Origin of the sequence: Marinomonas rhizomae (genome assembly GCF_003315485.1) — a bacterium.
GTDB lineage: Bacteria > Pseudomonadota > Gammaproteobacteria > Pseudomonadales > Marinomonadaceae > Marinomonas > Marinomonas rhizomae.
In genome coordinates this window covers 20,452-32,797 of the sequence record NZ_QNSE01000020.1, presented here as the reverse complement: position 1 = coordinate 32,797, position 12,346 = coordinate 20,452, and the positions used below count along the sequence as shown (strand labels likewise).

Below are 12,346 nucleotides of genomic sequence, written 5' to 3'. Positions count from 1 at the left end.
TGCTAATAAGGATAGGCTAATGTTGCGGTATATAGTGTTTGTTTTATTTGTTTTTCTTTTTTCTCAAGCAAAAGCCTCACCTGAACTGATTAGAAGTTGGGAGGGGATTAGCGAATATCGACTAGAAAATGGCATGAGTATTTTATTTGCTCCCGATGCTGAAAAAAAAGTCATTCATGCCGACCTTGTTTATTTGACAGGCAGTTTAGCTGACCCTGAAGGCGCTTCTGGTACGGCGCATTTTCTTGAGCACATGATGTTTAAGGGTACAACTCAGCGCACAGGGCCGCAGCTTCTGGCAGGTTTGCAAGAGCAAGGTATTCAATTCAATGCAACGACCAGTTTTGATCGAACTCGCTATTCCGCTAGATTAAATGCCGATCATAGTAAGTTGGATTTTTTGTTGGAGCTTGAAGCAGAACGTATGGTGGTTCCTGTTTTTTCAGAATCTGATATGAGTGCCGAAGTCGAAGTGGTTCGCCAAGAGATTGCTCGAGCACAAAATGATCCATTAGGCTTCTTCAATCAACAATTGCTTGCGGCAACATGGGATGGAAAGGGGTACGGACGTCCCGTTCTTGGTAACTATGATGAGTTGCGAGCAATTACGCTTCAAGATCTACGTCAATTTCATGCCGACTATTACCACCCTAATAATGCCGTACTTGTGTTAACTGGTGGTTTTGATTTAGATCAAGCTCTTTCATCCGTGAATGATCGATTCGCGAAGATTAAGCCTTCTTCTCATGCCATCCATAACATCAAACATACGCCTTCGAAAAATACAGACAGTACTATTCAAGTTCAGCAGGGGGGACTGAACATATTGGCCTTGAGTTATGAGTTACCACCTAGTCAGGATGAGCGTAACACCGCATTAATCGTACTTGCCGAAATGTTAGCAGGTGAACCTCATGGACGGCTTTACCAATCACTTGTTGTCTCAGGAAAAGCCCAATCCGTTTTTGTCATTCCCCAATTTTTTCGGCAAGGAGGGCAAGTGATAATTGGGTCAGTGTTAGGGCAAGGGCAATCGCCGCAGGTTATTCAGCAAGAGCTTATCGCTCAAATAGAACGGCTACGAGAGCAACCAATACCGATGGAGGAATTAGCGCGTATTCAGACGATGAGACACCCACTAAAAAACTTGATCTTAAATGATGCTGCTAGCCTATCGGACGTACTTTCTGAAGCCGCAGTGCAGGGTAATTGGTTACTCAACTTTCAGCGCCATGATCAAGTTGAGAAACTCACACCAGTACAATTACAAGTTCACGTTGAGACTCTATTGGCTGATAAAAAGCCTGTTGTGGGTTATTTGCTAGCAGAGCAGGAAGAGAATAGTGTTTCAGATAATGCTAATGAGCCGCTAAGTAGTGACAGAAGTGCAACATCAACAAAGAGGTATTCACGGATGTCTGCTAGTGAAAAAGCAGCGATAGAGTTAGATATGCCAGATGTTGAGGAGTTTAATGCTTATATTAGAACAATAGAAAGTAGCATTCTGCGTGATAAGCTGAGCAATGGCATGAAAGTGGCGTTACGTCCCTTACCAGACAGTAAAGACCTTATTAGAGGACATCTTAATCTACGTTTTGGTAACCCAGACACTTTGAAAGGAACCCAAGCTGTATCAGACCTTGTTGGCACTTTGCTGATCAGAGGAACACATAAGCGCAGCTATCAAGAACTGATAGATAGAGTGAATCAATTAGGCGCAGGTTTTCATGTTATGCCCAAGCGCGGAATGTTAAGTGTTCGCTTTGCTAGCCCACCTGGTAAGTTAACAGAGGTTCTAGGCTTGATTGCTGAGGTGTTAAAAGTTCCATCTTTTACTGAGAGAGAGTTTGATCTGGTTAAAAGACAGCAAATGCAAGCCTTAATGACTCCGGTTACTCAGCCTGTAGATATCGTAAATAGAGCGTTGCGACGCTATACAGAACAACACTATTCTCAACAGGATGTTAGACGCCATCTAGAGCCAAAGGAGATGCAGCAGCAGCTTGAAAAGGTAACTCGAGAGACGGTACAACAATTTCATAGAGACTATTATGGTGCCCAGCATGGAGAGGTGGCGATTAGTGGAAATTTTGATTCTGAGGAAGTAAAAGAAGCACTAGAGGTATTGTTTGGCAACTGGATGGGTCGATCAACCTACGAGCCAATCGTCATAATGCATAATGATCATACGCCTATTCGTCAGTCTCTCAAGTCGAGCTCGAACTCTGGTTACTACAATGGACGCATTTACTTTGCAGCAAATAGTAAGTCGCTAGAAGATGCCGAGCTTTTTATTATCGAGCATGTGCTCGGTCGACATCCACTAGCGTCTCGTGTGAGTAGACGATTGCGTGAGCAAGAACAACTTTCCTATGACATTCGCTCATCGATACGTGTACCGACTCAAGGCGACTATGCTTTTGTGAGTATCCGAGGAGACTTTTTCGCTGGTCAAGGTATGCGGTTAGCCGATGCTGTTAAAGAGGAAGTTGCTCGAATAGCGAACTTTGGTATTTCTCAATATGAGTTGGATCTAGCCAAATCAACGATATTGGATAGTCGCCGTCAAACCTTAAACAACGAAATTAAGGTTCTTGGTCTATTATCAAAACAACTGGCTGAAGGGACGACAATGGAATCTTGGATTGACCGCAACAATGAATACGCAGGTGCGACTTTAGACGGGGTGAATGAAGTGGCTAGTCGTTATTTTAAAGTGGATGAAATGGTAGAGATTTTGGCTGTGCCTAAGCTGTAAGGCTAACGTTTAAACGCATTTCCAGCATGAGAGTCATATATTACTTTTATGCTGGCTAATATTACTTTAAAGACGGCCTCGCTCTAGGATTCTTAACTTGGCTTCAGTACGATCAATACGGGTGCCGAAGCTTTCCATCTCATCGACGAAGTTGTCGAATTCAATTTTACTTGGTAGTAGTTGGCTGTCGGTTTGTAGGTGATGAACCATCTGCATTCTGGCGTTGGTGGCGAATTCTTTGCTCCAAGACCATTGGGCGCGAAGCAAACGAGCCAAGGCCGCTGCAGATAAGTCACCAATGTGATCTGCGAGTAACCCTTCCCAATCGAATTCGAAATTTTCCATCACTTTATGCAGTGTCATTAAGGCTTGAGCGTTGCCCTGAATGCGTAAATCGCCATCAAAGAAGCCATCTCCCTCAAGTAATTTTCGGTACGCGGCGCTCGGTCCTTGAACAAGAGTGTCCAGTCGCGGATCGAGTTCAATTTCGTTTAGACTTTCTGGGTGGCTCAGCATCACGCCTTGTTCGAGAATATGAATCTGCAAAATAAAGGCAAAGTCTTCAACATAAAGAAAGACTTGTTGTCCTGCTAATTTACTTAGACGATTTTGGGAAGGCGTGTCTTGTTTAAGGGCGAGATTGATCGCATTTTCAATGGCGCTGAGTGCCGATAAACTGAGTGAACCCATAAAAAATTTTCCCGATGATGGCTAGAATGCAGTTAAAACTACACTTGGTGAATTTGAATCACTGAAGTGTCACGCGTCTGGCCTTCTTTTTCAAGGCGATCTAAGTACATTTGCCAAAGTTCGTCGCGATTTTTACCAATATTATAGAGGTATTCCCAAGTATAGAGACCAGTATCATGGCCATCATCAAAGGAAATTTTTAACGCATAATTACCTGCACCTTCAATATTATAGATGCCAACGTGCTTTTTGCCGTATTGCAGAATGGGCATTTGTAAGCCATGACCGCGGACTTCGGCTGAAGGTGAGTGCACGCGTAAAAACTCTGCACTGAGGCGAAAGCTCAATCCGTCAGCGAAAGTGAGCGCCAATTCACGGGACTGCTTGTGATAATTAATAGTGGTTGGCGCGGGCGTTGCCATGTTTTGTCCTATAAGGCCCCTTCAATAGAAGGGGCTTCTTTTAGATTATAAGAAGGAGTCAGTTATAAAATGTATTGGCTCAAATCTTCGTTTTCGGCGATTTCGCCAAGCTGTTCGTCAACGTATGCAGCGGTAATGTCGACCGTTTGGTCATTTGGCATGTCGCTGGCGGAATAAGACACTTCCTCAAGCAGGCGCTCTAGCACCGTATGTAATCGACGAGCACCGATATTTTCAGTGCGTTCGTTCACTTGGAAAGCAATCTCAGCAATACGATGAATGCCTTCTTCAGTAAAGTTCAGGTTGATGTTTTCTGTTTTTGCCAGCGCCACATATTGCTTCGTAAGAGACGCGCTTGGTTCGACCAATATGCGTTTGAAATCTCCCACTGTTAGTGCGTCTAGCTCAACGCGAATGGGCAAGCGACCTTGTAGCTCAGGAATCAAGTCTGATGGCTTAGACAAGTGAAACGCACCTGACGCAATAAATAGGATGTGATCAGTTTTGATCATGCCGTATTTTGTGCTGACGGTACAGCCTTCAACCAAAGGTAATAAATCACGCTGTACACCCTCACGGGAAACTTCACCGCCAGAGCGTTCAGAGCTTTTTGCCACTTTATCGATTTCATCTAAGAACACGATGCCGTTTTGTTCAACTACTTCAACTGCACGAGCTTTTAGTTCTTCTTCGTTTACTAATTTTGCGGCTTCTTCGTCGCGAACTTGGCGTAATGCTTCTTTGACTTTCAGTTTACGCTTTTTAGTCTTTTGTGAGCCGAAGTTAGAGAACATATTTTGCAGCTGGCTGGTCATTTCTTCCATGCCAGGAGGTGTCATGATTTCTACGCCCATTGGGGAATCGGCAACATCGATGTCTATTTCTTTGTCATCCAATTGACCTTCGCGTAATTTTTTACGGAAAGTCTGACGAGTACTATTGTCTTCTAGTTCAGGGTCGCCACCTCGAGCTGGAGGCAATAGCACATCAAGAATGCGGTCTTCTGCCGCATCTTCTGCTTTATGGCGCAGTTTCGCCGTTTCTTGTTCACGAAGCATTTTAATTGCCATTTCGACTAGGTCACGGATAATAGACTCTACATCCCGACCAACATAGCCTACTTCGGTGAATTTAGTGGCTTCAATCTTGATGAATGGTGCATTGGATAGCTTGGCTAAACGGCGTGCAATTTCTGTTTTACCAACACCGGTTGGCCCTATCATCAAAATATTTTTAGGAGTTACCTCCGCACGCATTTCTTCTGGAAGTTGCATTCGACGCCAACGGTTACGCAATGCGATAGCGACCGCGCGTTTTGCTTTTTGTTGACCAATAATGTGGTTGTCTAAGGCGTTAACCGTCTCTCTTGGGGTCATGCTGCTCATTATCAATTCTCTTCTATATTCTTGAATTATGGTATCTGCGTCGTTTTAATGTTTGCTTCGATACGTTGGTAAAGTATTACTTAGACTTATCTTCAAGTTGCGCATCAACAGTGACTTCTTCGATAGTTAAACTGTGATTGGTGAACACACAAATATCAGCCGCAATATTAAGACTTTTTTCAACGATTTCTTTGGCCGATAAGTCTGTGTTGTCAATCAAGGCTCGAGCTGCCGCTTCTGCGAAATTACCGCCAGAGCCAATCGCCAGCGCGCCATGTTGAGGTTCGACCACATCCCCCGTTCCCGTAATGACTAAAGTGCTCTCTTTATTGGCGACAATCAGCATAGCTTCTAATTTGCGTAATGCTCGGTCAGAGCGCCAGTCTTTAGCAAGATCAACGGCAGCACGAACAAGGTGGCCTTGGTGTTTTTCTAGTTGGCCTTCGAAGCGTTCGAATAGGGTAAAAGCATCCGCTGTACCGCCAGCGAAGCCGGCAATTACTTCACCATGGTATAGGCGGCGCACTTTACGAGCATTGCCTTTCATCACGGTGTTGCCTAAAGATACTTGTCCATCGCCGCCTACGACGACTTGGTTGTCTTTTCGTACAGTAAGAATTGTTGTCATGGTCTACTCCAGTTTCGATTCTAACGAAATGGGGGCAAGCCGGAGGATTTCAAGCGAGGATTGCACACAGAGTAAGCTTTCACTTTCTGTATGCAATCTATACGTGATGGTAAGGAGGCGTTATTGCTCTTTTTTGACTTTATAGGAGTAGGACGCAATATCCATGGAAACGAGTTTATCTTCTGCTCGGTTCATTTTAGAGCGGGACTCATAAGGACCGAGAACGACACGGTACCAAGGCTGCTCACCTTTGCCGATGGTTTTACGGACACTCGTTTCTACCATGCCAGATAAGATCAATTTAGCGCGCATACGGTCAGCGTCTTCAGCGTTACGGAAGGACGCAGCTTGTATCATGTAATAAAAATCTTGCTCGCCACGAGGCGTTGACTGATAAGCATCAACGTGACTGGTATCAACTTCGCTATCTTGAAGGATTTGGTAAAATTCAAAAGTGTCTTTTTTAGGCGTCACTGGTACTGGTGCTTTTTCTTTTACGGGCGCTGGCTTAGGTTTGGGTAACGCCGTTTTAGGTTTGTCGATTGTTATCTGTTTTGGTTTGGGAGCAACTTGGTTTAATTGCATTAATCCATAAATAAAAGCCACAAGGATTGCGGGTACTAGAAGCCATAACCACCATGCAGTTTTACGTTTTTGTGGTGGCGGTGTTCGGCGTGTAGCCCCTTTTTTTGGGCGACTTCCTTTTGCTGCAATTTGAACAGGATTAAACATAATTTGGGCTTTTTGCTTTTAGCGTAAATAAACAGAGCGTGAGTGGCGCATATTATGCGGGCAAGATCAGTAAGTTTCCAGTGGATCAACATCAATTGCAAAACGAATTCTATGTTGTTTTGTTGATTGTTCTAACCACTCGGTCATCATTTGCGTTGCCTGATGTAAAGGTGCACGTTGTGCGGCTTTAATTGAAATGAGAGCGCGATGCTGTCCCGCTTTGCGAACAATGATGGCTGCATAAGGGCCAACCAGATGCACGTCCTTGGCAAAGTAGGGTTCAAGGTCATTTCTCATGGCGGCTAAAAGCTGCATGGCTTCTTGTTCATTACCTGACTCTGCGCGAATAATAACTTGATGATAAAAAGGAGGAAGCGAGAGTGACTTACGCTCGGCCAAGCCATCAATCGCAAAGTGTTCGTAGCCTAGGTTGCATAAACATTCGATGGCCGCATGATCAGGGTGGTAAGTTTGCAGCAATACATGTCCCTGTTTTTTTGCTCGACCAGCACGGCCGGCGACTTGGGTAATCAGCTGAGCGGTGCGCTCCATGCCCCGAAAATCGGAAGAGAATAAACCCGCGTCAGCGTCCATGATGACTACAAGTGTGACATTAGGAAAGTGATGCCCTTTTGCCAGCATTTGCGTACCAATAAGGATCGCTTGGTCATGTTCGTGGATTTTTTGGGTGAGCTTCGCCATGGCGGATTTGCGCTGAGTGCTGTCACGGTCAATACGTAAAATCGGTACCTCTTTAAAAAGTGTACTGAGCTGAGTTTCAATTTGCTCAGTGCCTTCGCCGACGGTAAATAATTCTTCCGATTGGCATTCAGGGCAAGTATGAATCAATGCCTTTTGCGTGTCGCAATGATGGCAATGTAGTTTATTGGCGCGTTTGTGCACGGTCAAATTGACGTCGCAATGATCACAAGCGGCAATCCAGCCACACTGATGACACATTAAGGTTGGCGCATAACCTCGACGGTTTAAAAATACTAAGACTTGCTCTTTTCGTTCCAAACACAGTTTCATGCTAGCAAGGGCGTGTTCGCTAAAACCATGAACTAAGGTCTTGCCTCGCAGATCTACTCTTTCCATTTCAGGAATGTGTGCATTGCCTGCTCGTTGACGAAGCTTTAGCCAAGCGAAGCGTTTTTGCAGGGCGTTGGTGAGGCTTTCATAAGACGGTGTGGCCGAGGCGAGTAGAACGGGAATGTTCAGCGCTTGAGCACGCTTTACGGCAAGATCTCGAGCATGATAACGAAAACCTTCATGTTGTTTGTAAGAGGTATCGTGTTCCTCGTCAATCACTATCAAGCCAAGGTTAGGCGCTGGAATAAAAGCCGCTGACCTTGTCCCTATGATGATTTTAGCGTGGCCGCTGGCCGCCAATAGCCAAGCATCCAGACGCTCTCTATCGCTCATATTAGAGTGCATTAAGACGATGTCGGTATTGAAGCGGTTTTCAAAGCGCTTCAGCGTTTGTGGTGTCAGGCCGATTTCTGGGACCATGACTAAAATTTGCTTCCCTTCCTCAATCAGTCGTTCCATAACTCGCAAAAAGACTTCAGTTTTGCCGCTGCCTGTCACACCGTCTAATAAAGCGACGTTGAATTGGTGGCGGTTGTTTAATAAATGCTCGGTTGCGTGTATTTGCTCCGGATTGAGGGTCGGGGGAACTTGAGTTTGGTGTGCGTGTTTTTCACCTCCTTTATTGAAAGAGCGTGGTTCTCGGCGTAGCAGACCTTTATTTTCTAGGCTTTTTCCGGCCGCCGGAGCCAGGTCTAAGACTGAAGCGGCATGTTGGCTCAAACCATTGGGATGTTGCTGTACGGCTTTTAAAAAATCTTGCTGACGTGGTGCTCTGCTAAGTTGTTCAAGGGGTAAAGACTGTCCTTCGGGTGTGGTAAGCCACCAGTTCTCTGTGCGGAATTCCGCGCTTTCACCTTTGCGTAGTAGAACGGGTAGAGCATGAAAAATAACGTCGCCAATTGGGTGATGATAATAACGCGCAGCCCATTCGCACAGTGCCATTAGTTCTTTTGTAATCACCGGGCTCTGGTCGTGCATTGAGGTCAGTGCTTTAACTTGACTAGGATCCCAATCACTGGTTTCACTTAGAGCGACAATAACGCCAAGACGACTGCTCTTACCAAAAGGAACTTTAACACGCATGCCGGGTTTCAGTTCGTGTCTTAGCGCGATCGCTTTGGGCACCTTGTAGTCAAACAGTGTGCGCATTGGTACAGGCAAAGCGACTTTGATAAATGAATAAGGAGTAAGAAGCGCCTCGGACATGCGTTAGGTTAGACCTTGTTTAGTAAAGCAAAAATGGGATGTCTTGATCATTTCGTAAGTGTACGTCAGAGTGGTGGGTCGGTGCGAGCCACAATTTTATGAGAAAAGCATGAAAAAAGGTTGCTGATTGGGCAATAGATCCCTAAAATACGCGACTCTTGGCTCCACTGTACAATGTCTGTACAACGAAACGTGCGGTGCTTGACGCGGCGAAAGCCCTTTTATATCGATCAAGTGGCGGCACACCAAATCTAGAAGGTATATACGATGAAAAAAGATATCCACCCAAATTACTCTGCCGTTACTGCTACTTGTACTTGTGGTAACACTCTAAACCTAAATTCTACTTTAGGTAGCGACCTTCACGTCGACGTATGCAGTAACTGTCACCCATTCTACACAGGTCAACAGAAAATGGTTGATACTGGTGGTCGTGTTGATCGCTTCAACAAGCGTTTCGGAGCTCGTCGTACTACTAAGTAATTGGTGGCATGATAGTGAACGTATTAAAAAAGCGCCAAGTCATCTTGGCGCTTTTTTTGTTTTCATCACTTGCTGTTCAAGCCACTGAAACCTGTACGGCAATCGGCGAACTCGAAAAAGCCAGGATCAAGAGGGTGGTTGATGGAGACACTATTCATCTAACCGATGGCCGAAAAGTTCGGCTGGTGGGTCTCGATACGCCAGAACTTGATCATAAAAAAGGCAATCATGAGCCTTATGCTGTAGCGGCGACAGACTTCCTTCGTTCTCGTCTTGATCAATTTGTCTACTTGCAAAGAGCGAAGAATGATCAAGATAGATATGGTCGTTATTTGTACTACCTTTTCGATAAAGATCGTATTTCCCTGACGAGTCAGTTACTATCCGAGGGACTTGGTTATCGTATTGCTGTTCCTCCAAACTTAGCTTATCAAGACTGTTTTGAGGCGGCTGAAAATGCAGCTCGCAATGCGCATAAGGGATTATGGCAGCAAAATTTGCAATGGCAGCCAAAAGCTGGATTTGCAATCTCCCGTGTCAATATCACTTCAATTACTCGGAACCGAGGAGGTTGGTGGCTAGAAACCGATCAGGATCTAGTGATCAATTTACCACCAAACGCAACGGATTATTGGCCCGCTCAGACGGTATTTTATCTTGAGGGTAAGTCAATTGAAGTACGTGGTTGGCAACATCAAAGGAAAAGTCGCTATTCAGACTTTAAATCTTGGGTGCTTTCTGTAAGGCATCCCAATGATTTGCTTGAAATCAAGGCATTCCTAACACATTGAATGATAGAATATTCCTATAGTTTTACGCTTTAAACTATTGAGTAGATCGATTATTCTGACGATACAAAATTATAAGGTGCCGCTTTCGAAGCTGTTTAAGCTTGGGAACAAGGCCCAGTTTGGCTATGATAAAATTAATTAATTACACCAAATAGACGGAAACATCATAATGGCAGAAGATATAAAGCAAGCTGCACTGGACTACCATGAGTATCCAGTTCCAGGAAAACTGAGCGTCACTATTACTAAACCAACAGCGACCGCTCGTGACCTTTCTCTAGCTTACAGCCCAGGTGTGGCTGAACCTTGTCGTGAAATCGCAAAAGACCCAGAAGCAGCTTATCGCTTTACAGGTAAAGGCAACCTAGTTGCTGTTATTTCTGATGGCTCAGCAATTCTTGGGTTAGGTAACCTAGGTCCATTGGCAAGCAAGCCAGTTATGGAAGGTAAAGGTTTATTGTTTAAGCGTTTTGCTGGCATTAACTCTGTTGATGTGGAAGTTGAATCTGAAAGCCCACAAGCTTTTATTGATACTGTTGCTCGTATTGCAAACACCTATGGTGGTATCAACTTAGAAGATATCAAAGCGCCTGAGTGTTTTGAAATCGAACGTCAGTTGATCGAACGTTGCTCTATCCCTGTTTTCCATGACGATCAACACGGTACCGCGATTGTTACTGCGGCGGGTCTTTTGAATGCGCTTGAGCTTCAAGGTAAAGATATTGCCGATGCTAAAATTGTTTGTCTAGGTGCTGGGGCTGCCGCAACAGCTTGTATGAAGCTGATTATTGCTTGTGGTGCACAACGCGAAAATATCTTCGTTCTTGACCGTAAGGGTGTTATTCATTCTGGTCGTACTGACTTAAACCAGTTTAAAGCTATGTTTGCAGTTGATACGGACAAACGAACTCTTGATGATGCAATTGATGGTGCTGACGTATTCATCGGTGTGTCTGGCCCAGATCTATTATCTGCAGACCAGCTTGCTAAAATGGCCGCTAATCCAATCGTTTTTGCTTGTTCGAATCCTGATCCAGAAATCAATCCAGAGCTTGCGCGTGCAACTCGTGATGATTTGATTATGGCAACAGGCCGTTCTGATTACCCTAACCAAGTAAACAATGTTCTTGGCTTTCCTTTCATTTTCCGTGGTGCTTTAGACGTTCGTGCGACTAAGATCAACGAAGAAATGAAAGTGGCAGCCGTTCACGCACTTAAAGATCTGGCTAAAGAAGAAGCACCAGCAGATGTTGTTGCGGCATACGGCGGCGCGGCATTGAGTTTTGGCAAAGAATATATCTTGCCTAAGCCAATGGATTCTCGTTTGCTTAACGTTGTTTCTGCAGCGGTTGCTCGTGCCGCGGTTGATTCTGGTGTAGCTATGCTTCCATACCCAGATTTCTACCCGCTAGAGAATCTTGATCACTTCGGTGCTTAATCGAATCGTGATCTGATAAAAAAGGCGACTCCCTAACAAGGCGTCGCTTTTTTTTGTGTATTGTTTGATAAATTATTTTGTTGATGAATAAATTGACGTTAGTTAAATAGGAGCAAGGAGCCTTCGTATGAAAGTAGCAATATATTGTGGTTCTGCTGAGGGGCATTCTCCTGAATACGCCAATGGTGTGAAAGCCCTGGGCGTGCATCTTGCTAAGCAAGGAATCGACATTGTCTACGGTGGTGGTAATGTTGGCTTAATGGGAGTCATTGCTAATTCTGCTTTACAGGCTGGTGGGAAAGTTATCGGTGTGATTCCTGCACACCTTGAGTCCAAGGAAATTGCTCATACAGGTTTAACTGAGCTACATGTGGTCGCTAATATGCATGAGCGTAAAGCTAAGATGAGTGAATTAGCGGATGCTTTTGTTGCACTACCTGGTGGAGTTGGAACACTAGAGGAAATATTTGAAGTTTGGACTTGGGGGCAACTCGGTCTGCATGGTAAACCTTGTGCTTTTTATAATATAAATGGCTTTTACGATCCAATGTTTATTATGTTGGAAAGTATGCTGCATGCTGGTTTTGTTAAGCAGTCTTATATTGATATGGTTATTAAAGCCAACACACCAGAGATGCTTGTATCGACTTTTCAAACTTACCAAGCACCCCAGCCTAAGTGGAGTTAATGGGCTTAATGCGATAAAAAATGCCAGCGCTTA

General features: G+C 44.6%; 11 protein-coding genes. 5 read left to right on the top strand and 6 right to left on the bottom strand.

Annotated elements, in window-relative coordinates; genetic code table 11:
* The first annotated feature begins 19 nt into the window (after positions 1-19).
* The gene (locus tag DFP80_RS19410) at positions 20-2,758 is read left to right on the top strand and encodes a M16 family metallopeptidase (protein WP_113918443.1); all 2,739 of its coding nucleotides are present in this window, start codon (positions 20-22) and stop codon (positions 2,756-2,758) included.
* Between the two features lie 66 nt (positions 2,759-2,824).
* On the opposite strand, the gene DFP80_RS19405 is transcribed toward DFP80_RS19410, so the two are convergent.
* From DFP80_RS19405 to DFP80_RS19380, 6 genes are all read right to left on the bottom strand, one after another.
* Positions 2,825-3,448 (bottom strand): ubiquinone biosynthesis accessory factor UbiJ, encoded by a 624-nt coding sequence (locus DFP80_RS19405; protein ID WP_113918442.1) that lies wholly within the window; start codon positions 3,446-3,448, stop codon positions 2,825-2,827.
* 38 nt (positions 3,449-3,486) lie between these two features.
* Entirely contained in the window at positions 3,487-3,870 is a 384-nt protein-coding gene (locus DFP80_RS19400) for a gamma-butyrobetaine hydroxylase family protein (protein WP_113918441.1), read from the bottom strand.
* Positions 3,871-3,932: 62 nt separating this feature from the next.
* Positions 3,933-5,255 carry an ATP-dependent protease ATPase subunit HslU gene (hslU, locus tag DFP80_RS19395; RefSeq protein ID WP_113918440.1) on the bottom strand — a complete coding sequence of 441 codons (1,323 nt, stop codon included), beginning with the start codon at positions 5,253-5,255 and terminating at the stop codon, positions 3,933-3,935.
* A gap of 76 nt (positions 5,256-5,331) precedes the next feature.
* The gene (gene hslV, locus DFP80_RS19390) at positions 5,332-5,883 is read right to left on the bottom strand and encodes an ATP-dependent protease subunit HslV (protein WP_113918439.1); all 552 of its coding nucleotides are present in this window, start codon (positions 5,881-5,883) and stop codon (positions 5,332-5,334) included.
* Positions 5,884-6,003: 120 nt separating this feature from the next.
* Positions 6,004-6,615, bottom strand: coding sequence for an SPOR domain-containing protein (locus DFP80_RS19385; protein ID WP_113918438.1), 612 nt, complete (start codon positions 6,613-6,615; stop codon positions 6,004-6,006).
* A gap of 66 nt (positions 6,616-6,681) precedes the next feature.
* Positions 6,682-8,913: a primosomal protein N' gene (locus tag DFP80_RS19380; protein ID WP_113918437.1), complete on the bottom strand. Its 2,232-nt coding sequence runs from the start codon at positions 8,911-8,913 to the stop codon at positions 6,682-6,684.
* A gap of 267 nt (positions 8,914-9,180) precedes the next feature.
* Between DFP80_RS19380 and rpmE the strand changes: the two genes are divergently transcribed.
* The 4 genes from rpmE (at position 9,181) to DFP80_RS19360 (ending at position 12,313) form a co-directional block, all read left to right on the top strand.
* Complete coding sequence (gene rpmE, locus DFP80_RS19375) at positions 9,181-9,396, top strand: 50S ribosomal protein L31 (protein ID WP_072840831.1); 216 nt, start codon at positions 9,181-9,183, stop codon at positions 9,394-9,396.
* Positions 9,397-9,404: 8 nt separating this feature from the next.
* Positions 9,405-10,187, top strand: coding sequence for a thermonuclease family protein (locus DFP80_RS19370; protein ID WP_113918436.1), 783 nt, complete (start codon positions 9,405-9,407; stop codon positions 10,185-10,187).
* A gap of 169 nt (positions 10,188-10,356) precedes the next feature.
* Entirely contained in the window at positions 10,357-11,625 is a 1,269-nt protein-coding gene (locus DFP80_RS19365) for a malic enzyme-like NAD(P)-binding protein (protein ID WP_113918435.1), read from the top strand.
* A 127-nt stretch (positions 11,626-11,752) separates the two neighbouring features.
* The gene (locus DFP80_RS19360) at positions 11,753-12,313 is read left to right on the top strand and encodes an LOG family protein (RefSeq protein WP_113918434.1); all 561 of its coding nucleotides are present in this window, start codon (positions 11,753-11,755) and stop codon (positions 12,311-12,313) included.
* Positions 12,314-12,346 lie beyond the last annotated feature (33 nt).